24 protein-coding genes are annotated in these 26,094 nt (G+C 42.9%); 1 reads left to right on the top strand and 23 read right to left on the bottom strand.

Annotation, left to right across the window (positions count from 1 at the left end; translation table 11 throughout):
• Positions 1 to 12: 12 nt before the first annotated feature.
• From JOD45_RS02485 to JOD45_RS02420, 14 genes are all read right to left on the bottom strand, one after another.
• Entirely contained in the window at positions 13 to 678 is a 666-nt protein-coding gene (locus JOD45_RS02485) for a thiamine diphosphokinase (protein WP_205002286.1), read from the bottom strand.
• On the bottom strand, positions 679 to 1,230 hold the full coding sequence (gene thiT, locus JOD45_RS02480) for an energy-coupled thiamine transporter ThiT (protein WP_205002285.1): 552 nt from the start codon (positions 1,228 to 1,230) through the stop codon (positions 679 to 681).
• 126 nt (positions 1,231 to 1,356) lie between these two features.
• Positions 1,357 to 1,998 carry a ribulose-phosphate 3-epimerase gene (rpe, locus tag JOD45_RS02475; protein WP_205002284.1) on the bottom strand — a complete coding sequence of 214 codons (642 nt, stop codon included), beginning with the start codon at positions 1,996 to 1,998 and terminating at the stop codon, positions 1,357 to 1,359.
• Position 1,999: 1 nt separating this feature from the next.
• Positions 2,000 to 2,881, bottom strand: a complete 882-nt coding sequence (gene rsgA / locus JOD45_RS02470; protein WP_205002283.1) for a ribosome small subunit-dependent GTPase A — start codon at positions 2,879 to 2,881, stop codon at positions 2,000 to 2,002.
• Between the two features lie 19 nt (positions 2,882 to 2,900).
• On the bottom strand, positions 2,901 to 4,934 hold the full coding sequence (pknB, locus tag JOD45_RS02465) for a Stk1 family PASTA domain-containing Ser/Thr kinase (RefSeq protein WP_205002282.1): 2,034 nt from the start codon (positions 4,932 to 4,934) through the stop codon (positions 2,901 to 2,903).
• Positions 4,931 to 5,680 carry a Stp1/IreP family PP2C-type Ser/Thr phosphatase gene (locus JOD45_RS02460; protein WP_205002281.1) on the bottom strand — a complete coding sequence of 250 codons (750 nt, stop codon included), beginning with the start codon at positions 5,678 to 5,680 and terminating at the stop codon, positions 4,931 to 4,933. Before JOD45_RS02460 ends, pknB begins: the two co-directional genes overlap by 4 nt.
• Positions 5,681 to 5,710: 30 nt before the next feature.
• Positions 5,711 to 7,066 (bottom strand): 16S rRNA (cytosine(967)-C(5))-methyltransferase RsmB, encoded by a 1,356-nt coding sequence (gene rsmB, locus JOD45_RS02455; protein ID WP_205002280.1) that lies wholly within the window; start codon positions 7,064 to 7,066, stop codon positions 5,711 to 5,713.
• Between the two features lies 1 nt (position 7,067).
• Complete coding sequence (gene fmt, locus JOD45_RS02450) at positions 7,068 to 8,003, bottom strand: methionyl-tRNA formyltransferase (protein ID WP_205002279.1); 936 nt, start codon at positions 8,001 to 8,003, stop codon at positions 7,068 to 7,070.
• Between the two features lie 36 nt (positions 8,004 to 8,039).
• Positions 8,040 to 10,466 carry a primosomal protein N' gene (priA, locus tag JOD45_RS02445; protein ID WP_205002278.1) on the bottom strand — a complete coding sequence of 809 codons (2,427 nt, stop codon included), beginning with the start codon at positions 10,464 to 10,466 and terminating at the stop codon, positions 8,040 to 8,042.
• Positions 10,456 to 11,676: a bifunctional phosphopantothenoylcysteine decarboxylase/phosphopantothenate--cysteine ligase CoaBC gene (gene coaBC, locus JOD45_RS02440; RefSeq protein WP_205002277.1), complete on the bottom strand. Its 1,221-nt coding sequence runs from the start codon at positions 11,674 to 11,676 to the stop codon at positions 10,456 to 10,458. Before coaBC ends, priA begins: the two co-directional genes overlap by 11 nt.
• A 114-nt stretch (positions 11,677 to 11,790) precedes the next feature.
• The gene (rpoZ, locus tag JOD45_RS02435) at positions 11,791 to 11,985 is read right to left on the bottom strand and encodes a DNA-directed RNA polymerase subunit omega (RefSeq protein WP_205002453.1); all 195 of its coding nucleotides are present in this window, start codon (positions 11,983 to 11,985) and stop codon (positions 11,791 to 11,793) included.
• A 5-nt stretch (positions 11,986 to 11,990) separates the two neighbouring features.
• Positions 11,991 to 12,608 (bottom strand): guanylate kinase, encoded by a 618-nt coding sequence (gene gmk, locus JOD45_RS02430; RefSeq protein ID WP_205002276.1) that lies wholly within the window; start codon positions 12,606 to 12,608, stop codon positions 11,991 to 11,993.
• Between the two features lie 17 nt (positions 12,609 to 12,625).
• Positions 12,626 to 12,886 (bottom strand): extracellular matrix/biofilm regulator RemA, encoded by a 261-nt coding sequence (gene remA, locus JOD45_RS02425; protein WP_205002275.1) that lies wholly within the window; start codon positions 12,884 to 12,886, stop codon positions 12,626 to 12,628.
• A 164-nt stretch (positions 12,887 to 13,050) separates the two neighbouring features.
• Positions 13,051 to 13,932, bottom strand: a complete 882-nt coding sequence (locus JOD45_RS02420; protein ID WP_205002274.1) for a YicC/YloC family endoribonuclease — start codon at positions 13,930 to 13,932, stop codon at positions 13,051 to 13,053.
• Positions 13,933 to 14,127: 195 nt separating this feature from the next.
• Between JOD45_RS02420 and JOD45_RS02415 the strand changes: the two genes are divergently transcribed.
• Complete coding sequence (locus tag JOD45_RS02415; RefSeq protein WP_205002273.1) at positions 14,128 to 15,861, top strand: Rqc2 family fibronectin-binding protein; 1,734 nt, start codon at positions 14,128 to 14,130, stop codon at positions 15,859 to 15,861.
• 28 nt (positions 15,862 to 15,889) lie between these two features.
• On the opposite strand, the gene JOD45_RS02410 is transcribed toward JOD45_RS02415, so the two are convergent.
• Genes JOD45_RS02410 through JOD45_RS02370 form a run of 9 tightly spaced genes read right to left on the bottom strand, consistent with a single transcriptional unit; the run spans position 15,890 to position 26,034 of the window.
• Positions 15,890 to 16,534: a class I SAM-dependent methyltransferase gene (locus tag JOD45_RS02410; RefSeq protein ID WP_239549042.1), complete on the bottom strand. Its 645-nt coding sequence runs from the start codon at positions 16,532 to 16,534 to the stop codon at positions 15,890 to 15,892.
• Entirely contained in the window at positions 16,512 to 17,174 is a 663-nt protein-coding gene (pyrE, locus tag JOD45_RS02405; RefSeq protein WP_205002271.1) for an orotate phosphoribosyltransferase, read from the bottom strand. Before pyrE ends, JOD45_RS02410 begins: the two co-directional genes overlap by 23 nt.
• Entirely contained in the window at positions 17,167 to 17,883 is a 717-nt protein-coding gene (gene pyrF, locus JOD45_RS02400; RefSeq protein ID WP_205002270.1) for an orotidine-5'-phosphate decarboxylase, read from the bottom strand. Before pyrF ends, pyrE begins: the two co-directional genes overlap by 8 nt.
• Entirely contained in the window at positions 17,856 to 18,788 is a 933-nt protein-coding gene (locus JOD45_RS02395; RefSeq protein WP_205002269.1) for a dihydroorotate dehydrogenase, read from the bottom strand. The genes pyrF and JOD45_RS02395 overlap by 28 nt, the downstream gene beginning before the upstream one ends.
• Entirely contained in the window at positions 18,782 to 19,564 is a 783-nt protein-coding gene (locus JOD45_RS02390) for a dihydroorotate dehydrogenase electron transfer subunit (protein WP_205002268.1), read from the bottom strand. Before JOD45_RS02390 ends, JOD45_RS02395 begins: the two co-directional genes overlap by 7 nt.
• Before the next feature lies 1 nt (position 19,565).
• Positions 19,566 to 22,775 (bottom strand): carbamoyl-phosphate synthase large subunit, encoded by a 3,210-nt coding sequence (gene carB, locus JOD45_RS02385; protein ID WP_205002267.1) that lies wholly within the window; start codon positions 22,773 to 22,775, stop codon positions 19,566 to 19,568.
• A complete protein-coding gene (locus JOD45_RS02380) occupies positions 22,768 to 23,859 on the bottom strand; it encodes a carbamoyl phosphate synthase small subunit (protein ID WP_205002266.1) in 1,092 nt (363 codons plus the stop codon). The genes carB and JOD45_RS02380 overlap by 8 nt, the downstream gene beginning before the upstream one ends.
• Positions 23,856 to 25,139 (bottom strand): dihydroorotase, encoded by a 1,284-nt coding sequence (locus JOD45_RS02375; protein ID WP_205002265.1) that lies wholly within the window; start codon positions 25,137 to 25,139, stop codon positions 23,856 to 23,858. Before JOD45_RS02375 ends, JOD45_RS02380 begins: the two co-directional genes overlap by 4 nt.
• On the bottom strand, positions 25,114 to 26,034 hold the full coding sequence (locus JOD45_RS02370) for an aspartate carbamoyltransferase catalytic subunit (protein ID WP_205002264.1): 921 nt from the start codon (positions 26,032 to 26,034) through the stop codon (positions 25,114 to 25,116). Before JOD45_RS02370 ends, JOD45_RS02375 begins: the two co-directional genes overlap by 26 nt.
• Between the last annotated feature and the right edge of the window lie 60 nt (positions 26,035 to 26,094).

Here is a 26,094-nt window from a genome sequence, read left to right as displayed (position 1 = left end):
ATAGTACCCTTATCATCCGATTTTTTGGATGTCCCGGTCACAACTTTTTATCATCAGCAATAATCCATTATCAAAAGCAACCGTCCCTTTAGGTTCGATTAATTCATTGCTTATGCACAATGATGAGCCTAAATGAAGTTCGGCATTTTCTAAAGGATACTTGAATCCTTTTAAATGAATGCCTGTGATTTTTTTAGAAAACGGCACAAAAGAAATATATGGGAACTCATTTTGTTTACTGACATGATATGAGCCGGGTTTTAAAAGCGTGATTTCATTTTGCTTGTCAAGGATTTTAAAATTCACACCAGCTTGTAATCCTTTATATAGCAGTTGTATGTTCAAAAGACCATGATCCATTCTTCCTCCGGTAGCTCCAAGAAGGTAACAATGTTCCGGCTGCTGTTCTATTACCCAATTAACGGCTATCTCCATATCAGTGAAGTCTTTCTCCGCAGGATAAACGGTTAACTCAATGTGTTCTTGATCAATCCACCGGCGCTCTGCTTTAGAAATGGAATCAAAATCGCCAAAAGCGCGGATTGGACGTATCCCCGCCTTTAATAAATAATAAAGTCCTCTGTCAACACCTACCCATTCGCAGTCTTTCAGCTGATCGCTGTCAAACGGCGGAACAAGGTTTTGCGGGCCGCCGGCTAAAATAGCTACTTGTTTCATTTATCTTTGCCTCCTTATTAAGAGCGGAGCGGTCAAAAACATTAAAATAAGGACAAATAAAGCTATGATATAGGATGGGCCGATATAGCTAATATTGTATATAAAGGCATATAAGGCTACCGGCTGCCCTTTAGGAGCAGACGAACCGAAGAAAATCATAGCTGATGCGAAATGACTGACAAACCTAGCAAAGCATCCGATAGTGACGCCCGCTATCAATTTAATTAATGCAAGAACCTTTGTTTCGCTTTCCTTTAAAATAAAAATCCCCGATAAACCAAGCAGTCCAAAAGCAAGCGGATAATCCAAAATAAGCTGAACAGGATGCACATAATACGGATTAAACATAAAATTGATTAGCCCGTAAATGACGCCGGCTGCCATACCCCATTTGACACCTCGACGAAATGATAAAATGATTAACGGCACCATTTCTAAAGAGATTGAGCCGCCGGCTGCCCACGGTCCTCTAATTTGGATAAAACTAAGCACAACGCTTATTGCCGTCATTAATGCCGTTTCTGTCATGATACGGATCTGTGTTTTCTGCATTAACGTTTGCTGCCCCTTTCTTATACCGCGAGTTCAATATGAAAATAAATGTCAACGAACACTTGCCGTGAAAACCAATGCGTAAATAAGCTGTACACCTCTGGCTAGGCGTACAGCTTATTTACACTAAGCACCCCGGAGCTGTTCTATCGCAGCCTTGCGATCTTCATGATTAAAGATCGCCGATCCGGCTACAAATATGCTTGCACCTGCTTCTTTGCATTTCTGCAATGTTTCGGGATTAATGCCCCCGTCCACTTCGATTTTTACATCTAACCCTTTGGCATCAATGATAGATTTCACTTCTTTGATTTTCTCAAGCATGGACTCAATAAAGCTTTGCCCGCCGAAACCTGGATTAACGGTCATAATCAAAACAAAATCTACATCCGGCAAGATAGTTTTGATAGATTCGACAGGTGTGGCCGGATTCAGGACAACACCGGCTTTAACACCGGCCTGCTTAATGAGTTGAATCGTCCGATGCAAATGAGGACAGGATTCAACATGAACGGAAATCATATCCGAGCCTGCTTTTATAAAATCGGGGATATAGCGATCGGGATGTTCGATCATTAAATGAACATCTAATTCACATTGTGTTTTCGGCTTCAGCGCTTGTACAACATTAGGTCCCATCGTGATATTTGGAACAAAATGACCGTCCATCACATCGATATGCAATAGGTCTACATAGGGTTCAACATCTTTTACTTCATTTTCCAGATTCGCAAAATCTGCTGCTAATATTGACGGTGCTATCCGCATATTAATAACGCCTCTTTCTATTTTTTATTTCCTCATAAAATTGTTTATAGTGTTGGTAACGGTGTTCACTTATTTTTCCGTCGGAAACGGCTTCCTTTACCGCACACTGAGGTTCTGCTAAATGGGTGCATCCCCTGAATTTGCATTCAGCACTTAAGTTTCTCATTTCCGGAAAACAGAGAGACAGCTCATTTTCGTCAATGTCCGTAAATTCCAACGAACTGAATCCCGGCGTATCAGCAATATACCCATTTCCAATCGGAAGTAATTCAACATGGCGCGTGGTATGCTTTCCTCTTCCCAAATGGCGAGAAATTTCATCCGTTTCAATGTTAAATGATGAATCCAGCGTATTCAACAAGGATGACTTGCCTACACCGGATTGACCGGCTAAAACACTGATCTTGCCGTCAAAGTATTGTTTGAACTCATCTATGCCTTTTTGATCTTTGCTGGACGTCAATACAACAGGGTAGCCGATATTTCGATAACAGTCAGCATAATGAGCAATGGTTTTCTGATGATGACCGCTGACTAAGTCAAGTTTAGTTATGCAAATAATGGGTTGAATGTCTTTCGATTCAATGTGAACCAATAGGCGGTCAAGCAGCACATCATCAAAGGCCGGTTCGCAAGCCGACATGACAAGAACCGCCTGGTCAACATTGGCAATAGGCGGCCTATTCAATTCATTTTTCCTGTCTTTAATCTCGAGAATATAACCATCTGTCGGCTGTTCCGCCTCAAATGTTACAAAATCCCCGACAAGAGGGGAAACCTTCTTTTTCCGAAAGTTTCCCCGTCCGCGGCACTGTATGATTTCATCATTGTATTCTACATAATAAAAACCGCTTAATGCCTTGATAATTCTTCCTTCCGGCATAAAACCCTCCTTATATTATTTATTTTTTCGCTTCATCATAGTCCACTGTCTCTTCCTTTTCTGCCTTTCCATCAACCAATACTTTATAATGAGCGCTTTCGTGCGGCTTAATGGTTAAAGGCAGCTTATAAGTTTTCGACTTCTTGATTGTCTCATCAACAAAAACATCATGATCATGCTCTGCATCACTATAATATATTTGCACATGAACAGGTTGGACAGATTTGTCATCTTTTTCATCATCACTCTGTTTTTTATGATGATCATCGTCTTTAGAATGATTCTTATCTTTATCATCAGGATCAGCTTGCGCTGGCTCATCAACAGTTACTTTAATTTTTTTGGTTATTTTTTGCGGTTCAAGCTTTTCTCCTTTTGACAAATAAACAGTCACTGTTGAGTTTTTGCCGGCTGATTCCCCGTTTGCCGGCTGCTGTTTAAGCACATGATCCTTTGAGACAGAATCAGAATAGTCGCCATCTTTAAAGTCAGGACGCAATTGGCTGTTATTAAGCGCCGCCTCTGCGTCAGCTTTTGACATCCCGTGCAGATCAGGGACAGTGACTTGCGGCGGGCCGGTGCTGTATGTTAATTCTAATACTGTGTCAGGTCCGACAACTTCAGATCCCGGCGACGGGTTCTGCTTCATGACTTCACCTTTAGAGACAGTGTCTGATGCTTCCTTTTTCCAAATGATATCTTTATACTTCCTGCCCTTTAAAAGTTGTTTGACAGTGTCTTTTTCATAACCAACATAATCGCCTACATGTATTTTCCTCGGCCCTTCACTAATGTATAAAGTCACTGTGGAGCCTTCTTTGACCACCGAGTTTTCTTTTGGATTTACTTTTATAACATGATTTTTTTTAATTTTATCATCAGGGATATCCTTCCGATCAATATATAAATGGCGTTTTTTAAATTCATCCATCGCCTGCTGATACGTTTTGCCTTTAACATCAGGTACAGTTGTATCTTTAACATAAAAGATATTAGGCATAACCGTTATTGACAGAATGCCGGCGCCAATGAGCAATAAAAACACAATAATCGTGATCCACAGTATCTTTTTAGTCTTTTTCTTTCTAGTTTTTCCTTGATCGGTTTGCGGCGGATCTTTATTTATATTCTTATGGGATTCGTCTTGATTGTCTTTAATTGCCGGGATGATCTTTGTTTTCTCTTCATCATTTTCATAGTCTTCCTCTAATATAAGCCGCGGTTCATTCTGCCTGTTTGGATCCAATGCCGTTTCAAGATCCTGATAAAACTCGGACATATTTTCGTAACGGAATTTGGGGTCTTTAGCTGTCGCTTTTATAACAATATTTTCTATGCTTTGCGGAATATCAGAACGATATTTGCTCGGAAGCGGCAATGGCTCATTTAAATGCTTTAAGGCAACTGTCACAGGCGACGTGCCTGGAAATGGAAGCTGTCCTGTTAATAATTCATACATTACAATGCCTAATGCATATATATCGGACTTAATTGTTGCCTTGCTGCCTTTAGCTTGTTCAGGCGACAAATAATGCGCTGAACCCATAATGGAATTTGTAAAAGTAATCGTCGCTGAATTCATCGCAACCGCAATGCCGAAATCAGTAACTTTAACGATTCCTTGTTCATCGATCAAGATATTGTGAGGCTTTATATCCCGGTGGACAATCCCGTATTCATGGGCATGTTCAAGGGCTGATGCCATTTGTTTCAAAATATAAACGGCTTCGGAGATTGCTACGGGCGAATGTTCTTTAATAAAATCCTTTAATGTTTCGCCGTCTACATATTCCATTACAATAAAATAACAATCTTCTTCCTCGCCAATATCGTAAATACTGACAATATTAGGATGCGAGAGACTGGAAACTGATTCTGCCTCTCTTCGAAATCGCCGGATAAAATCTTCGTCATTAGAAAATTCGCTGCGCAAAACCTTAACTGCGACAAGCCTTTCCAATATGAGATCCTGCGCTTTATAAACAATGGCCATGCCGCCGTCCCCGAGCCGGGAAATGATTTCATACCTTCCGCTTAATCTTCTGCCAATCATAAAGCCTCACCATCTGTTTGTTCGACAATAACTAATGTAATATTATCCTCGCCTCCAGCGTTATTGGCATATTGAATAAGCGCTTCAGCCTGTTCTTCGAGTGACGCCTGTTCACTTAAAATATTTTGCAGATCATCATCCGACAATTTATTAGATAAACCGTCCGAGCATAATAATATTTTACAGTCTTTCTCCCATGTCAATTTAACTGTATCAATATTGATTTCCGGCTCAGTGCCTAACGCCCGCAACAGGACATGTTTTCTCGGATGGTATTCGGCATCTGCTTCCGACAGCTGGCCGGATTTCACCAATTCATTAACAAGAGAGTGATCTTCTGTTATTTGACTTAGCTCGCCATTAGATGTCATAAAATAACAGCGGCTGTCTCCGACATGTGAGACTATCAAATGTTTGTCTAAGCATAAAGCGCAAACAATTGTTGTCCCCATGCCGCGGCACTCCTCATGTTCAGACGCATAATGATACAGCTCTTGATTAGCGGACACAATGGCTTCATTTAGCCATTCAGCCGCTTCAGCCGCATCTAATTTGCGCTCATCAATTTGTTCCCATTTTTCTTTGATGTGCTTTATAGCTAGTTGGCTGGCTACATCTCCAGCGCGGTGGCCGCCCATCCCATCAGCAATAACAGCCAATAATCGTTCAGATTGTTCGAAAATGCCGCCGCTGTCTTCGTTATGCGTTCTGACTTTCCCGCAGTCTGTCTTAAATACCGCTTTCAATATGCCACCTCCCTAGGCGCTCCAAAAATGTCAAACTTTTTTCAGGCAACTGATAAAAAATCCATCTGTCTCAAATTGGTGAGGCAATATTTGTACCATCCCGCGGTTTTCCCATTGCCCGTATTTTTGAACAACAGCGGGCATCCTTTTATAAAGGGTTTCATCGACCTCAAAATCAGCATGGTCTTTTAGAAAACGCGTCACCGTGTCAATATTTTCCTTTTGGTCTATCGTGCACGTACTATATACGAGTTTGCCGCCGGTTTTTACAAGCGGCGCAACTGCATTGAGAATATCTGCCTGGACTTTTGCAATTTGTTCAACGTCATTTGCAGTTTTCTCCCATTTTATTTCAGGTTTGCGTCTAATCACGCCGAAGCCCGAGCACGGGGCATCGATTAAAATGCGATCAAAGCTTTTTTCAGAGAAAACGCGTGCTGCTTCTCTGGCATCGAGGGCTTTTGTATGTATGATATCAATCCCTAACCGTTCTGCTTGCTGATCGATAAGTTTCGTCTTATGGGCATGTAAGTCAAGGGCGTGAATAGATCCACTGTTAGCCATTTTCTCTGCAATATGCCCTGTTTTCCCGCCGGGTCCGGCACAAGCATCCAAAACATCCATGCCGGGTTTTACATCCAAGGCATGTGCGACAAGCATCGAACTCTCGTCTTGGATGGTAAACAGCCCTTCCCTAAATGCCTTAGTATCAGCCGCAGGACCGCTTGCAATCGACACAGCTTCCGGAGCGACATGACCTTCATGTGCCTCTATGCCGGCATCCGCCAGTGTTTGAATCAGCATTTCTCTATTTGTCTTCAGTTGATTGACTCGCAATGTAACGGGCGCAGGCTGGTTATTCGTCTCACAAACAGCCAAAGCCTCATCTTCGCCATAGAGCTGAATCCATCTTTCAATAAGCCAATAGGGATGACTGTACTTAATAGACAGACGGTGACTTTTCGAGTCAATGTCCGAAAGATCCGGAAATCCTTTTCTCATCATTTGTCTAAGCACACCATTTACAAAGCCGGCAATCCCTTTATGTCCACGGCGGCGGGCGATCGTAACCGCTTCATTAACAACAGCATGGTCAGGTATTTTGTCTAAATATACCTTTTGATAAATAGATAAATAAAGCAGCCATTTGACCCAAGCAGCCATTTTCTTTTTCTTATCAACATAAGCATGCAAATAATAGTCTAATGTTAATTTTCGTTGCAGCACACCGTAGACCAGCTGGGTCAAGAGTCCGGTATCTTTTGGATTTAACGGATGGCGTTTAATCGTATCATGAAGCAGCAGCTGACTGTATGCATGGTTTTTTTCAACTTTTATTAATATATCTAAAGCTAATTCTCTAGGATTTGTGATTGATTTCGCCATATTAACCACCTAGTTTAATGCCGGGGGATAAGGCTTGGCCTCTAAGGAACTGTTCACAGCTCATCCTCTTTTTGCCCGCCGGTTGACATTCTAATATTTTTATTGCTGTCTGATTTCCTGTTGCAACCGTAAAGCCGTCTTTATCGACTTGCACGATTTCTCCGGCATCGGCCGTTTCTTTTAGCGGCACCTTCTTTGAGCGCCATATTTTAAATACTTTATCATCTAATGTTGTATAAGCCCCAGGGAACGGATCTAAACCTCTGATCAAGTTATAGACAGCTTCGCCCGGCAAATGCCAGTCAATTTTCTCATCTTTGCGGGTGATTGTCGGAGCAAAAGTAGCTTTCTCATCATTTTGGGGCACGGGCGTTATTTTCCCTTCAATTAAATCAGGGATCGTCTGAGATAACAATGCCGCACCTGCAGCACTGAGCTTATCATGCATCGTTCCAACATTGTCGTCTTCGCCGATCGGCACTTCCACTTGTGATAATATATCCCCGGCATCCAAAGCTTTGACCATATACATAATCGTTACACCTGTCTTATTCTTGCCGTCAATAATCGCCTTGTGTATCGGTGCGCCGCCGCGGTACTCAGGCAAGAGAGAAGCATGGACATTAATGCACCCGAAGCTTGGTTCATTTAACAATGATTCAGGCAGTATTTGTCCATAAGCCGCCGTTACAATAAGATCTGGTTCATAAGATAATACGGCGCGAACAGATTCCGCATCTTTTATTTTTTCTGGCTGAAGCACCGGGATTTGGTGTTTCAGCGCCAATTGTTTAACCGGTGTTGCCATCAGTTGTTTTTTTCTGCCTTTTGGACGATCCGGCTGTGTGACAACCGCTTTAACGGAATAACCGTCATCTATCAACTGCTGCAATACTGGTACAGAAAAATCAGGCGTTCCCATAAAAACGACGTTCATGTAATCATCCTTTTTCAAAAGTTTGTTTCTATATTACTACATCAATAAATACGGATTAATATCTATTGTTACTTTTAAAGCGTCTTTCGAATGAATATCTTGAAAATGATTTTGGCATTCCTTCAATACATTTATTAAATTGGGCTCATTTCTATATTTTATCATGCACTGATAACGATATCTATCTTTGATGCGCGGTATTGGCGGGGCAACCGGACCCAAGATAATGGCTTCATTAGACAGCCTCTGTTTTAAATATCGGGCGATTTTTTCCGTAGCATCAACAACTTTCGTGAAATCAACATGAGAAACGGTAATTAATGTTAAATAGAAATATGGCGGATACTGTCTTTGACGGCGCGCGAGCATTTCCTTTTGATAAAATGATTGATAGTCATGATTTCCGGCATCGACAATCGCATAATGATCAGGGGTATAGCTTTGTATAACAACTTCACCCTTCAGCCGATGGCGTCCGGCACGTCCCGCTACTTGCGTTAACAATTGAAAAGTTTTTTCTGAAGCACGAAAATCGGGAAGATGCAGCATCGAGTCCGCGGCAAGCACCCCGACCAGTGTGACATTAGCGAAGTCCAAACCTTTTGCAATCATCTGTGTGCCGAGTAAGATGTCCGCTTTGCCGTCGCCGAAAGCTTTAAGCAAGTTTTCGTGCGCACCTTTTTTATTCGTTGTGTCAACGTCCATCCGGATAACCCGCGCCTCAGGCAATAATTGTGTCAGCGCTTCTTCCACCTTTTGTGTTCCGGTGCCAAAATATCGCATATATTCGCTTTGGCATGATGGACAATGGTCTGGAAGCATTTCCTCATACCCGCAGTAATGACATTTGAGCCGGCCTTGGCGCCGGTGGTAAGTGAGAGAAATATCACAGTGCGGGCACTGAACCACATATCCGCAGTCACGGCACATCACAAAGGTGGCGTAGCCTCTTCGATTTAAAAACAATACGCTCTGCTCGCCTTTTTCCAGCCGATCGTTCAATTTTGAAAAAAGCTGTTTGGAAAACATTGAACGATTGCCGCTCCTTAATTCCTCACGCATATCTACCATTGTCACTTCAGGTAGGGGCTGCTGATTAACGCGGCTGTACAGAGGCGCTAACTGGTAAACGCCCTTTTGTGCACGGGCAAAGGATTCCAGAGAAGGTGTGGCGCTTCCCAATACAACAGGACAACTATGATATCGCCCGCGGAAAATGGCGACATCACGCGCATGGTATCTTGGACTTTCTTCTTGCTTATAGCTGGTCTCATGCTCTTCATCAATAATAACAATGCCAAGGTTTTTAAAGGACGCAAAGACAGCCGAACGGGCGCCGACAACAACACTGACCTCGCCGCGGTTGATTTTGCGCCACTCATCGTATTTTTCACCGCGGCTTAGACCGCTGTGGAGAACAGCGACATCTGAACCGAAGCGCCCTTTAAAACGATGAACCATCTGCGGGGTTAAGGCAATTTCCGGTACAAGGACAATGGCCTCTTTTCCTTTTTTAATGACCTTATCAATCGCTTGCAAATAAATCTCGGTTTTTCCGCTGCCTGTAACGCCATGGCAAAGGTATACTTGATGTTGATGTTCTTCAATATCACGAACAATCGGTTCCAAAACCTTTTGTTGTTCAATTGTTAGAGGAAGCGGTTCAGTGCTTTTAATGTCGGAATGACTGTAGGGATCGCGAAATTGTTCAACATCCTTTTCTAAAAGCAGCCCTTTATCTATCAGACTTTTGACTGACGATCGACCTACACCTGTCTCTTCGAGAAAGCGGGCCAAAGGGATAAAATGGCGCTGATCTTGATTGATAAAATAAGCGAGCGCCTCCCTTTGCTTTTTTGCCCGCTGATCTAATTGATCATAAGCCTTCTCAAGCTCAGCTTTCGAAAGCTCAGTGCCAATCGATTTTATTCTTTTGGATGTGCTTTGATCGCCAACAGCTTGCTCTAGAACCGCCCAGCCCTCTTGAAGCGCTTTTTGGATAATGATCAGCTCATCCTCAGTGGCTTTTTTTAGAATTTGACCCCATTCTTTGTTATAATAGCCGTTTAAAAAAGATAAACTCTCCGGCCAGCGCTCATGTAACTCCTCAGGATGGACAATCCTTAAATACTTTTTATAGCTTGCTTTCATGGCTGCCGGAAGCATGGCTTGATAGGCTGTGATTTTCAAACAAAGCGCGGTTTTAGACAGCCAGCCGCCCAGTTCGATGAGTTCATTCGTCAATACCGGCTCATGATCAATCATTGAATCAATTTCTTTTAAATTCGTCAGTTCGGATTCTTTTTTGATCCGAATGACAAATCCCAGCCGCTTTCTATTGCCAAAAGGAACAACAACTCTCATTCCGGGCTGAATTAAAGACAAAAATGATTCCGGGATTTTATAATCAAAAGGTTTGTCCGTTTGCTTAACAGGAATATCAACAATGACTTCAGCAATCATGCTGCTCTCTCTCTTCAAACAACGAAATAAGAGCGTCGGCCAAGTGATTGGCTACAACATTTTTGGAGAGAAGTTCAAAACTCTCAGTTTTTCCGTGACGATAAAAGAAAGTCACACGGTTTGTATCTGACTGGAAGCCTGCATCAGCTTCTAAGACATTATTGGCAACAATCATGTCTAAGTTTTTATTCTCTAATTTTTTCTTGGCATAGTCAGCAACGTCTCTTGTTTCAGCGGCAAACCCAATCAAAATTTGCTGTTCCTTTTTCTCGCCCAATTCTTTTAAAATATCGGGATTGCGAACCATTTCAATTGTGACTGGCCCTTCTGACTTTTTGACTTTATGCTGGCTCGTGTGTTTTGGCCTATAATCGCTGACCGCCGCTGACTTGACAACTGCATCAGCCTTCGGATAGCGTTTCATGACTTCTTCATACATCTCCAGCGTAGATTCGATATAAACCACTTCGACATCGTCCGGCGGCGTTAACTGAGCAGGACCGGAAATAAGCGTCACATCTGCGCCTTTATCCCGAAGCGCTTGAGCTATTGCATAGCCCATCTTGCCGGAAGAATAATTTGAAAAATAGCGGACTGGATCTATGCTTTCACGAGTCGGACCAGCTGTCACTAGGATGTTTTTTCCCTTGAGAGGACCCTGGTTTTGATTAAAATACGCCGCAATCATTTGATAAATGGCTTCAGGTTCTGCCAGCCGGCCTTGTCCAACCCATCCGCAAGCCAGCAGCCCTTCACCCGGTTCAATCATCTTATAGCCGATGCTTTTTAAACGTTCAATGTTTTGTGTGACCGCCGGATGCTGATACATATTGACATTCATCGCCGGTGCCACCCAAACCGGCGCTTTTGTTGCCAATATTGTCGTTGTTATCATATCATCAGCAATGCCGTTGGCCATTTTCCCAATGATATTTGCAGTTGCCGGCGCTACGATGACTAAGTCAGCACGATCGGCTAAATCGATATGAGCAATCTGATCGGCCTGATGTTCTATAAATATATCGTCATATACCGGTTCCCTCGACAATCCTTGAAATGTTGATGCGCCAATAAAGTGCTTTGCCGATCTAGACATTAAAATCCGGACATCAGCCCCCGCTTTTTTCAGCATGCTTGTCAGAATAGCTGTCTTATACGCCGCAATGCCTCCAGTTACACATAATAAGATGCATTTATTTTTAATCGACATTCCTATCTCTCCTTACTGCGAAGAATCCGGCATCAAGCGGTTGTTCATCATGCCAGAATACCGCTTAGAAATATAGTCATATGAAAAAACAACAACCTATGAGGTTGTTGCCGATCATTTGTTTCCTAACGTTATTAAACCTTCATTAATTTCCTCTAACGCTTTGCCTATATACTTATCCGATTTTGTATTTTCAAGCAAAGGGGCATTATCGTTAAGCAGCTCTCTCGCACGCTTCGCCGATAAAGTAACAAGTGTATATTTGGAATCAATTTTTTCTAAAAGATGATCCAAAGATGGATATAACATCATTGTTAGTCAACCTCCGACAATTTTTTGTATTTTTCTATCAGGCGCTCTCGTTTGCAATGCTCTGCCGTTACAATGGCTTCAATACGATCGCATGCCCTTTCAACTTCATCGTTTTCCACAACATAGTCATAGTGTTTCATCATTTCAATTTCTTCTTTTGCGACTTTCAAACGGTTTTCAATTAAATCAAGCGATTCCGTACCCCTTGATTGAATACGTTTTTTTAACTCTGACAGGCTTGGCGGCGCAAGAAAAATAAACGTTCCTTCAGGAAAGTTTTGCTTTACTTGCATCGCCCCTTGCACTTCAATTTCAAGAATAACATCCTGACCTTTATCAAGGGTTTCTTTTACATAATCTATTGGCGTTCCATAATAGTTGCCGACATACTCAGCCCATTCAAGCAGCTTCTTGTCTTCAATCATCTTTTTAAATTCTTCTTTTGATTTAAAAAAATAATGAACGCCTTCTTCTTCGCCCTCACGCGGCGCGCGCGTTGTAACAGAAATAGAGTACTGCAAATCAGTGCCGCGGCTTCTGAGCGCCCGGCACACAGTCCCTTTCCCGACGCCTGATGGACCTGATAAAACAACGAGCAATCCTTTTTCCTTAAAAGCCATATTTAATCCTCCAGTTATTAACTCTCTTCACTGACATCTTCATGTTGAATCAGCCTTTGCGATACGGTCTCCGGCTGTACCGATGATAAAATGACATGATCGCTGTCCATAACGATTACCGCCCGCGTTCTGCGCCCGTATGTCGCATCAATTAATTTATTTTGGTCGCGGGCGACTTTTATTAATCGCTTGATCGGTTGAGATTCCGGACTCACAATTGAAATAATCCGATTGGCTGAGGCAATATTACCGAAGCCTATATTTATTAAATTTATCATAAATTTTACCCCCAATAACTACTTATCGCCTATTCAAGAAGTTCAAAAAGACCGGCGGAACAATTTCTCGTCCGGCTCTTGCAGCATATGTCGAGAAGCATCCTTCGCGGCTTCGGTCCTCGAGACGCCGTACCTCTGGTTCCGCAGCTGTTTTTTGAACAATCTTATTCAATATTTTGCACTTGTTCTCTTATTTTCTCTAATTCACTTTTTATATCCACAACATGACGGCTAATGGCGGCATTATTTCCTTTCGAGCCAATCGTATTAATTTCCCGGTTCATTTCTTGAATAAGAAAATCAAGCTTGCGTCCTACCGGTTCCGTTTGAACCATAAAAGCCGCAAATTGGTTAATATGGCTGTCAAGCCTTGTTAATTCCTCATCAATGTTAGATTTATCGCTAAAGACAGCCACTTCATTATAAAGCTTTTGCTCGTCAATTTCAGCATGGCCTTCCAGAAATTCTTTCACATGTTTTTCAAGCCGTTGTTTATATTGCTCTTTAACATGCGGTGCTTCGTCCTTTAGCTCATTCAATTTTTTCTCTAAAAGGCCGAGGCGCCCGGAAAGGTCTTCAGCGATATTTTCCCCTTCTTTTTGCCGCATAGCACACAGCTCTTCAACTGATTGATGAACAACTTTTAGAATATCATTCTCTACATCATTTAAATCTAACGCCGTTTCGTTAGCTATAAATATATCTTGACATTCAAGAAAATGGGACATTTGGATATTATTTTTAATCGAATAACGGTCTTCCAATTGGTGGAAAGCCTCTATGTATTGTTCAACAAGGGGCCAATTAACATCAACCTTTTGCGATGATAAAGGTTCTCCGTCAATTGTTAAGTATAAATAAACTTTGCCTCTTTTAACAGACTTTTTAATGATTTGTTTCATTTTATCTTCCAAGTAGATAAGCTGTCTAGGTATATTAAGCGATATATCCAAATATCTATGATTAACCGATTTAATCTCTGCGCTGATCCGGTGTTTCCCGGTATCATTGAACGCCCTTCCGTATCCCGTCATACTCAGCAACATATTATCACATCCACGATATTATTTTATACAACTTTACGTTTACCAACAAGTCAGAAGGAATTCCCCTCAATCTATACAAATGCTAAGCCATGTATTGATAACAATGGCATGCTATAATAAAGTATAGCAATGGCACTTGAAAAATCCGCGCCGGCCTTCTATCATACGATCCGGCAAAAAAAGGAGAGATAACAAATGGCTTATGATGGCATTGTCACTCGGGCGGTAACAGAATCATTGCAGACATTGTTAACCGGAAGCAGAGTGACTAAAATTTACCAACCGAATAAGACAGATTTATTATTTCATATCCGCTCCCAAAGGAAAAACTATAAACTATTATTCTCAGCAAATGCCCAATTTGCAAGGTGCCATCTCATTACTGCCGCAGCGGAAAACCCAAAGGAGCCATCGATGTTTTGCATGCTGCTTCGAAAACATTTAGAAGGCAGCATCATCGAAGCTATTAACCAAAACGGATTTGAAAGAATCATTCATATAGATTTCCGCACTCGCGACGAACTTGGAGATATCATCTACAAAAGGTTAATTATTGAATTAATGGGTAAACACAGTAATATTATTTTAACAGAGAAGGCATCTGGACGCATCATAGACAGCATCAAACACCTATCGCCATCGGTGAATCGTTACCGGACTGTTCTGCCTGGACAAACTTATGTGTCTCCTCCGCCGCAAGATAAATTTGATCCGCTCGAAGCAGCCGAACAAGACTTATTAAAAGTTCTCGATTTCAATGCCGGAAAAATTGATCGTCAGCTCGTTAATCATATCGGCGGATTTTCGCCGCTTTTATCTAAAGAGATATTGCACCGGGCGGGCCTGCCGACGAGAGATGCCGTTTTAAAAGCTTTTTTTGAAGTGCAAAAGGATATTAAACAAAGTGATTACAAGCCGAACATTATCTACCAAGACCAAGGCAAAGACCAATTCCATGTCCTTGACATCACCCACTTATCGGGTCAGCGGAAGTTTTATGAAAACATCCATCAAATGCTCGAAGATTATTATTTGATAAAAGCAGAATCGGATCTTGTTAAACAGCGCGCCGGCGATCTCAGCCATTTTATAATGAATGAACTTAAAAAGAATCAAACAAAACTAAAAAAATTATACCGGACGTTAGAACAATCAAAAGAAGCAAAAACATATCAGCTGTACGGCGAGCTGCTGACTGCGCATATGCACATGATTAAACAAGGCGATAAGAATGTAGAAGTGATTAACTACTATGATGAAAATCAAGATAAAATATCAATCCCGTTAAATCCAAATCTATCACCGTCGGAAAACGCCCAAGCTTATTTCAAAAAATATAATAAAGCTAAAAACGCCAAAATAATGGTTGAGCAGCAAATTGAAAAGACAATAGAAGAAATTGACTATTTTGAACGTCTTTTGCAGCAAATTGAATCAGCTTCTTTGAAAGACATTGATGAAATTCGCGAAGAATTAGAAGACGGCGGCTACCTTAAAAGAAAGAACAGAAGCAAACCCAAAAATAAAAAATCCAAACCTGAATTGGAGAAATATTATTCAAGTGATGGCACGCTTATTTTAATCGGCAAAAACAACAAACAAAACGACTTCTTAACAACTAAAGAAGCCAACAGTCATGAAACATGGCTGCATACAAAGGATATTCCGGGTTCTCATGTTGTTATCCGGAGCAAAGATTTTTCGCAGGAGACATTGATGGAGGCCGCAAATCTTGCCGCTTACTTCAGCAAATCAAGATTATCAAGCCGCGTCCCGGTCGACTATACACTGATTAAACATGTCAGAAAACCCAGCGGCGCAAAACCTGGCTTTGTTATATACGATCATCAAAAGACGGTCTATGTCACACCTGACGAACAGCTTGTGATGAAAATGCGCAAAGAGCCATCCGCCCATCCTCAGTCTTGAGGAAGCGGATGGCTTTTCTAGTTGCCTGTTATTTTTTTGCAATGGTTATATAAGCTAAGCCATCTAACACGGGACAGTGCTCAGCCTCTTGAAACCCATAATCATTTAATAAGGCATTAAGCGCCGCTTCATCATAACTGTGACGCTTCGCTGCTACTTTGGACCATTGTTTCATGGTTGTTTTTTCAAAATCCTTAATTTGATGTTTGCTGCAATAATCATCAACCGCGTGTTCAGTCAAGTAAACTGACGGATTCAGCATAGCCGCTTTCCCGCCGCGCTTAATGACTCGCGCTATCTCGCTAATGCCTCTTTCGGGTTCAGGAAGCAAAAACATCACGCATGTTGATAAAGCCAGATCAAAGCTTTCAGCGCTAAAAGGTAAATCATAAGCATCTCCGACAAGAAATTCGCAATGCTGATAATCCGCTTCCTCAGCAATTTCCCGGCACCTGTCAATCATCCTGCTGGATAAGTCGATACCCGTTAGTTTTTCTGCGTTTTTTCCGCCTTTTAACAAAAGGCGTCCTGTCCCGCACCCGACATCCAAAACATTCAGGCCGCTCCATGAACCTGTTCGGTGAATAAGCTCCTTATGGATAGCACTCAGCCATTTCGTTTGTGCCATAGCGTCAAAGAAATCAACGAGCTTATCGAATTCCTCCCCCGGCATTTTCCGCAAAATACCACTCCTCGCTTTCAGGATTTTGATGCCATAATTTCAATTGTTCCAGCTGCTGTTCATCTACTATTTTCTTATTAACGGCAAGTTCAATCAAGTGCTTAAAGTCTGTTAACGTCGTCCAATTTAATCCGGCTGCTTCGAGGTTTTCGGCAGCCTTGGGGAGCTGATAAGAAAAGATCGCCGCAACGCCAAGAATCATTGCACCGGCTGCTTTTAGAGCTTCTGCTGCTTTAATGACGCTGCCTCCGGTAGAGATTAAATCTTCAATAATGACAACTTTTTGTCCAGAGAGCACTTGCCCTTCGATTTGTTTCTTTTTCCCATGCCCCTTAGCGGATCCGCGGACATAAGCCATCGGTAAATCCAAGCGCTCGCTGATCCATGCCGCATGAGGAATACCTGCTGTCGCTGTCCCGGCAATCACTTCGGCTTCAGGATAATTTTCTTTAATCACTTTAACGAAACTATCAGCAATCATTTTTCTGGTCTTTGGATAACTAAGCGTCAATCGGTTATCACAATAAATCGGCGCCTTTAAACCGGATGACCATGTAAAAGGATCGTTGGGCTTTAGAATAACTGCATTAATGTCTAGAAGCTTTTCAGCAATTGTCATTTGTTCATTCATGATCATTCCTCCATTCTTCTAAAACGCGGCTATACGCTGCTGAAGGTTCAGGCGCCTGCGTTACACTTCTGCCGACAACGATATAATCACTGCCGAGCATTCTCGCTTGTTTTGGTGTTGTGACACGTTTTTGATCGTTCGAATCATCGCCTTTTAGGCGGATTCCGGGTGTAACCGCTAAGAAGTCTTTAGATATATATTCTTTAACTTTTCCAGCTTCTAAAGGCGAACAAACAACGCCATCCAAGCCAGCTTCAAACGTTTTTCTTCCATAAGTTAAAATGACTTGTTCCAGAGGCTGATGAATAAGGATATCATTTTCTAATAACGCTTGATCTGTACTCGTTAACTGCGTCACGGCAATGCAAAGCGGGCGTGTCTTTCCGGATGGCGTTCCTTCATCCAGCCCCTCCAGCGCCGCTCTCATCATTTTTTGTCCTCCGGCGGCATGAACATTAACCATATCAACATCAAGCTTGGCAAGCCCCTTCATCGCTTTGTATACAGTTGTCGGAATATCATGCAGCTTTAAATCAAGAAAAATATCATGTCCTTGGTTTTTTAACGCTTTTATCAGTTCAGGGCCTTCTTGATAATACAGCTCCATGCCAACTTTGACATAAAGTTGCTTACGGTCAATCTTTGTTAATAAAGATGATACCTCTTGATGGGTCGCAACATCTAGCGCGATGATGACGTTTTCTGACATGACCGCCAGCTCCTTCCTTTTAGATCATTGATATGGTTAACATTCATTTCTTTCAGCTTATCAGGGAGTGCTGAAATGATTTTTGGACAGCAAAGCGGATCAATAAAATTAGCGGTTCCGACAGCAACTGCACTCGCCCCGGCTAAGAAAAACTCAACCACATCATCGGCGTTTTCAATACCGCCCATGCCAATGATTGGTATGTTTACATGTTGACTGGCTTCATAAATCATTCTAATGGCAATGGGCTTGATTGCAGGGCCGCTTAGTCCGCCCATTTTATTTGCTAAAATCGGCTGGCCGGTTTTTAAATCAATTCTCATCCCAAGTAAAGTGTTAATCATCGACAACCCGTCGGCACCAGCCTCTTCAACTGCTTTTGCCATGGCTATTATATCGCTCACATTCGGAGACAGCTTAACATACACCGGCACTTCGGAGACGGCTTTAACTTTTTCCGTTAAATCAGCAGCAATCTCAGGAACAGTACCGAACGCGATGCCGCCTTCCTTTACATTCGGACAAGAAATATTAAGTTCAAGCGCGCTTACCCGGCTGTGTTTGGAGAGCTGTTCCGCCGTATAAACATAGTCTTCAATCTGTGAACCGGCAATATTTGCGATAATCGGCGTTTCAAATGATTTCAGCCATTCAAGCTCTTCGCTGATGATTTTATCCACACCAGGATTTTGCAGTCCAATCGCATTAAGCATGCCGCCTGGCGTTTCAGCCACCCGAGGCGTCGGATTGCCGAACCGGGCTTCTTTAGTCGCTGCTTTGATAGCGATCGCACCAAGTTCATTAAGATCGTAAAAATTGTTGAACTCACGGCCGAAAGCAAAACATCCGGAAGCCGGCATGACAGGGTTTTTCATATTTAGTCCTGGCAATGATACATTTAACATGGCAGAATCACCTCTCCAGCTTTAAATACTGGTCCGTCGCTGCATACTTTCCTGTATCCTTTTGAATCAGTTCGGTCTTGCGTTTCACAAACACAGGCGAGACAAGCGCCAATGGCACATCCCATCCGCTGTTCCAAGGACAGGTAAAGGGGTTTTCCATTATAATTTGTTTCTAATGCCTTTAGCATCGGTATCGGACCGCAGGCATACATCACGTCATAAACAAAATCTTGTTCCTTTAATACATCTGTTACGAATCCTTTTGTTCCTTTCGTTCCATCTGCCGTCGCTACATAAGCCGGGCCTAAGTGATTGAATTCTTTTTCATAGAAAACAATCTCTTCTGTTTGGAAACCGAGAATATGGGTCGCTTGCACACCTTTTTCTTTCAATTGCTTCGATAGATAGTAAAGCGGGGGGACGCCAACTCCCCCGCCGACTAAAATGGCGTGTGCGCCGGCTTTCACCGTTTCAATAGGAAAGCCATTGCCTAACGGGCCTAATATCTCAAGCATTTCGCCTTCGATACACTGTGACAATCTTTTCGTCCCCTTGCCGTCAGTACGATATATCATTGTCAGCACATGGCTGTCTTTATCAACATCACAGATGCTGATCGGGCGCCTTAACATAGCATCGATAAAGTCGCCGATTTTGATATGGACAAATTGCCCGGGCGCCTTTACGTGCGATGCGAGTTCGCCTTGTACTTTAAGTTCAAAAATATTTTCAGCTATTGGGCTATTTTGGATCACGAGCATCTTAGCATTGATCATGTTAGACTGTCACTCTCTTTTTTGTTTCAAACTTTGGCATCCAATTTGCAGAGAAAGATAAGGATTCAAGCACTCTCAGCAAAGCTTCTGCAGTATCCAGGGAGGTTAAGCAGACAACGCCGTTTTCAACGGATTCTCTCCGGATTCTGAAGCCGTCTCTAGCCGGCTGTTTCCCTTTCGTTAGTGTATTAATGACAAACTGCGCTTCTCCTTGCTTAATGACTTCAAGCAGATTAGGACTTTCACCCCCTACCTTATTCACTGTTGTTACAGAGATACCCTGTGATTGAATAAACTTTGCTGTTCCTTCGGTTGCCATAATGTTATAGCCGATATCCGCAAACCGCTTAACCATTGGCAGCGCTTCTTGCTTATCTTTATCAGCGATCGTGAACAATACCGAACCATGAGTTGGAATAACAATTCCGCTGGCTAAAAGCCCTTTGTATAAAGCCTTTTCTAACGTGAAATCTCTGCCCATCACTTCGCCGGTTGATTTCATTTCCGGTCCTAAAGTGATATCAACATCTCTTAATTTTGCAAAGGAGAAGACTGGCACTTTAACAAAAACTTCGTCCTGTTCAGGATGGCAGCCTGTTTCATAGCCCATTGACGGCAGGTCTTTGCCAAGAATCGCTTTCGTTGCCAAATTAGCCATTGGCACGCCGGTAATTTTACTTAAAAATGGCACCGTGCGGCTCGATCTTGGATTGACTTCGATAACGTAAACTTCATTATCATGAATGACAAACTGTATATTTAAGAGACCGACAATTTTGAGGCCGCGGGCAAGTTTAATGGTTGTATCAATGATTTTTTGTTTTAATTCGGCTGTTAAGCTTTGCGGCGGATATACAGCGATTGAGTCGCCTGAGTGAACGCCTGCCCTTTCGATATGCTCCATAATGCCCGGTATATACACATTTTCGCCATCACAGATACCGTCAACCTCGATTTCAATGCCAGTCAGATAACGGTCAATTAAAACCGGATGGAGCGGATTGACTTTAACCGCGCTTGTCATATAATGTTCAAGCTCTTCTTTGCGGTAAACAATCTCCATTGCGCGTCCTCCCAAGACATAAGACGGACGAACCAATACCGGGTAGCCGATGTTTTCAGCAATACGCAAGGCTTCAGATGTTGAAAAAGCTGTCCTGCCCTCAGGCTGAGCGATGTTTAAATCTTGAAGCAGACGTTCAAATTTATCACGGTCCTCCGCTTGATCCAACGATTCAAGAGACGTTCCCAAAATTTTCACTCCGCGGGCGCTGAGTTCCGAAGCCAGATTAATCGCTGTTTGTCCGCCGAATTGGACGATGACGCCTACCGGCTGTTCCAGGTCAATGACATGCATGACATCTTCTGCCGTCAAAGGTTCAACATAAAGCTTATCTGAGACACTGAAATCCGTCGACACCGTTTCAGGGTTATTATTAATAATAATAGCTTCATAGCCAAGTTCTTTAATGGCCCAAACCGTATGAACCGTTGCATAGTCAAATTCAATGCCTTGGCCGATGCGAATCGGACCGGACCCAAGCACTAAGACACTTTGCTTATCGGTTTTGATTGATTCGTTTTCTTCTTCATACGTGCTGTAATAATAAGGGGTTTCTGATTCAAATTCTGCCGCGCAAGTATCAACCATTTTATAAACCGGCATGATTTGGTTGTTTTTACGCGTTTCATAGACTTCTTGTTCAGACATATGCCACAGTTCGGCGATGGTTTTGTCAGAGAAACCAAGCTGTTTGGCTTCGAAAAGAACAGCCATATCACCGATGTTTTCGGCAAGTTCCCGCTCAATTTTTATGATGTTCTCTATTTTTCTTAAGAAAAAGCGGTCGATTTTTGTATGCGCCCAAAGCGCTTCGACATCATAGCCTCTGCGCAATAGTTCAGCAAGATAGAACAGCCGTCTGTCATCAGCTTCTTCAATGCTTTGGATCAAAGCATCATCAGTTTGGTTTTGTGCATCCTCTATCGACAGATGTGACACGCCTGTTTCTAGAGAGCGCACTGCTTTTAGAATAGACTCTTCAAACGTCCGGCCCAGGGCAAGCACTTCTCCAGTCGCTTTCATTTGTGTGCCTAACCTGCGGTTTGCTGAATCAAATTTATCAAACGGCCAGCGCGGAATTTTCGTAACAACATAATCAAGCGCAGGCTCAAAGCTTGCATAAGTCGTTCCTGTGACAGCGTTCTTGATTTCATCTAAGTGATAGCCGACTGCTATTTTTGCCGCTACTTTAGCGATTGGGTAACCTGTTGCTTTTGAGGCAAGCGCAGAAGAACGGCTGACCCTTGGATTAACTTCAATAATATAATATTGGTCGCTGTTTGGATCGAGGGCCAACTGTACGTTGCAGCCGCCTTCGATTTTTAATGCTCTTACTATTTTCAAAGAAACGCTGCGAAGCCTTTGCACATCGCGGTCACTAAGTGTCTGGCAAGGCGCGGTTACAATAGAGTCGCCTGTATGAATGCCGACAGGATCGAAGTTTTCCATGTGGCAAACCGCAATGGCGCCGTCATTTGCGTCTCGCATGACTTCGAATTCGATCTCTTTAAACCCAGCAATGCTCTTTTCAATCAAGACTTGGTGAACCGGGCTTTGTTTCAGACCGTTTGCCGCAATGGTCTTCAGTTCTTCCCAGTTGCTTGCTATACCGCCGCCCGTGCCGCCAAGCGTATAAGCTGGACGGATTATAAGAGGGAAACCGATTTTTTCCGCAAATTTATTGGCTTCTTCTAAGTTTGTTACAATTTCACTGTCTGGAACAGGTTCTCCAATTTCATACATTAACGCTCTAAATTGATCCCGGTCTTCCGCCTTTTCAATTGATGCTAAATTCGTGCCTAAAAGCTCGATGCCGTATTCTGATAAAATGCCTGATTGACTCAGCTGTGTTGCTAAATTAAGCCCTGTTTGCCCGCCAAGTGTTGCAAGTATGCCATCCGGGCGTTCTTTACGGATAATCTTGCTGACAAATTCAAGTGTTAACGGTTCAATATACACCCGATCTGCCATCTCTGCGTCAGTCATAATCGTCGCCGGATTCGAATTGATTAAAACCACTTCATAGCCTTCTTCTTTTAAGGCTTGGCAAGCTTGTGTACCTGAATAATCGAATTCCGCTGCTTGACCAATCACAATTGGTCCTGAACCAATGACTAAAATCTTTTGGATATCGTGTCGTTTAGGCATATTGAATCCCCGCTTTCTTAAATGTCTTGATGTCTAAAAGGAATTGATCAAACAAGATTGAGCTGTCTTCCGGCCCTGGTGATGCTTCGGGATGGAACTGAACGCTGAACGCAGAATATTTTGTGTGCCTCATGCCTTCAATCGTTCCATCGTTAACAGCGATATGCGTGACTTTTAAGTCCGTGTCTTTCAGTGATTCCGGCCGGACAGTAAAGCTGTGGTTCTGCGATGTCATCATAAATTTTCCTGTCGTTAAGTCTTTGACAGGGTGGTTTGACCCCCGATGGCCGAAACGCATTTTCTCGGTATCCCCGCCGCAAGCAAGAGCAAGCAGCTGATGACCGAGGCAAATACCGAAGATCGGAACTTTGCCTAATATGCCTTTAACCATTTCGATCGCATGCGGGACATCTTTCGGGTTCCCCGGACCGTTGGAAAGAAGGACGCCATCCGGCTGTAATCTAAGTATTTCTTCAGCAGTCGTATGGTGCGGAACCACAACGACGTCAAATTGTTGTTTAATACAGTCTCTTAAAATGCCTTTTTTGGCGCCAAAGTCTACGAGAACCACCCGCGGACCATTGCCTGGGCTTGTATAAGAAGCTTTTGTGGATACTTTTGAGACTTGATCTGTCGGCAGAACGGTTTGCTTAAGCTCTTGCACCGCTTCATTGACATCAATGTCCATATCGCAGATGCGGCCTTTTAAAGTGCCGTGAACACGAATGATTTTCGTTAACCGCCGAGTATCAATGCCTTCTAATCCTGGAATATTTTTATTTTGCAGCAATTGATCAAGCGACATTTCACTTCGCCAATGAGAGGGAACATCAGCCGACTGCTTAACAATTAATCCAGCCACCGCAGGGTTAATCGATTCAAAGTCATCCCGGTTAATGCCGTAGTTTCCGATCAGCGGATAAGTCAATGTCACAATTTGCCCGCAATATGAGGGGTCTGATAAAATTTCTTGATAGCCGGTCATGCCCGTATTAAAGACAACCTCGCCATCGTTTGTACACTTCGCTCCGATTGCTTTTCCAATGAATACTTCACCGTTTTCTAGTATAAGTTGACGTTTCATGCATAAGTCCTCCCTTTATCCCAGACGATTTCTCCTGATGCTATTGTAAGTACAGGCCAGCCTTGGCATTGCCAATCCGTAAAAGGTGTGTTTTTGCCTTTTGAAAGAAATTCATTTGTGTTGATCACTGATGTCTGTTCAAGATCAATGACAACAATATCTGCGGTTTCCCCTGCCTTGACCGTGCCATATGGAAGCCCAAAGGTCTGAGCAGGCTTTTCAGTCATTCGATCCAGCAGCGTTTCTAGGGTTAATACGCCTTTTTTGACCAGATGTGTATATAAGAGCGGAAAAGCCGTTTCCAGACCGACAATGCCGAACGGTGCTTTTTCTATCGGTTCCGCCTTTTCAAAAGCTGCATGCGGCGCATGGTCAGTAGCGATAAAATCAATTGTACCGTCTAATAAACCGTCAATTAACGCTTGGCGATCCTCTTTCGATCTTAACGGCGGATTCATTTTATAGTTCGTATCAATACCCGGAATATCATCTTCTGTTAACAGCAAGTGATGCGGTGTAACTTCCGCCGTTACACGAATGCCGGCTCTCTTTGCATCCCGAATCGTTCGTACGGATTCTTTTGTACTGACATGACAAACATGGTAATGAGCGCCTGCTGCTTCTGCTAAAAGGACGTCCCTTGCAATTTGTACAGCTTCACATATACTTGGGATGCCGTTTAATCCGTGTTTTTTGGCAAAAGCGCCATCATGAACACACCCGTTGTATATCAATGTATTATCTTCACAATGAGCCACTATCGGAACATTCAAACTTGCGGCGTTTTTCATTGCTTCATACATCGTAGAGGCCGGTTGTACCCCGACGCCGTCATCAGTGAAGGCAAAGGCGCCGGCATCATGAAGACGTTTTAAATCTGTCAGTTTTTTACCTTTTAAACCTTCAGTAATAGATCCGTACGGCAAAACCCGAACTTTCGCGTCTTGTTTGATTTTATCCATCAGTTCGCGGACAACTTCCGGACAATCGGGTACAGGGTTTGTATTCGGCATGCAGGCAACAGTAGTGAAACCGCCCTTGGCTGCCGCCATTGTACCTGTTTTAATTGTTTCTTTATGTTCACCGCCCGGTTCTCTTAAATGAACATGAAGGTCAATAAAGCCGGGAGCAACGATTTGATCCGCTGCATCGATGATTTGATGATTGCCGCCGTCAATCCTATCCTCTACCGCAGCGATTTTACCTTCCTGAATTAACACATCTTTCTGTTCCAGATTACCGTTTGAAAAGACTTTACCGTTTGTTAGCAGTATACTCATGCCGCTTTGCCTCCTCGGTTTGATTGACAGCCCATTCCAATACAGCCATCCTGACAGCAACGCCGTTGTTGATTTGCCTAAATATTCTCGAACGCTTCGCTTCCACTAATTCGTCAGCGATTTCTACGCCCCGGTTAACGGGAGCCGGATGCATAATAATGCTTCCTGGCTTCATTAAGCGTTCCCGTTCCAGCGTCAATCCGTACTGCTTGTGATACGCTTCTTTAGAAAGATCCATGCCATCTGTATGCCTTTCATGCTGAATGCGCAGCATCATCACAATATCTGCCGTTTTTACAGCTTCATCAATGCCGACATATTCCCCCGGCAGTTCACTATTCATCCATTCCTTTGGTCCTGAGAGAAGAACCTTTGCGCCCAGCCTTGTTAATACCTCGGCATCTGAGCGAGCAACACGGCTATGCCGCAAATCTCCAATGATTGCTACTGTTAAATCTTTGAACGAAGAGAATTCTTGCTTAATTGTCATTAAATCCAAGAGTGCTTGAGTAGGATGATCGCTGCACCCATCGCCGCCGTTAATGATTGACAGAGACAATCGGCCGCGAAGATCTTCATAATATTTATCTTGCCTATGCCGGATCACTGCCGCTTTCACGCCAATTTCCTCTAATGTTCTTAACGTGTCGTATAAGCTTTCACCTTTTTGCGTACTCGAACTTTCATCACTGAAGTTTAGGACATGGTACCCCAAGCGCTTTTCAGCTGCCTCAAAGCTAAATCGCGTTCTCGTACTCGCTTCAAAAAATAAATTGGCACAAATGATATCTTGCTGTATACAATAAAGATTTTGAATTTGTATCTCTTGCGCTCTATTCAGAATGTCATTAATTGTCCCAATTGATAAATCTGATAAGGTAAGCAGGTGCGGCATTTAAATCCTCCTCAAATTCGAATGATAAAACAAAAACCTCTTTGCCAGATACTGACAAAG

Origin of the sequence: Scopulibacillus daqui, from assembly GCF_016908855.1 — a bacterium.
GTDB lineage: Bacteria > Bacillota > Bacilli > Bacillales > Sporolactobacillaceae > Scopulibacillus_A > Scopulibacillus_A daqui.
Note: the sequence above shows the minus strand (reverse complement) of the source record. Positions and strands in the feature narration are given on the sequence as shown.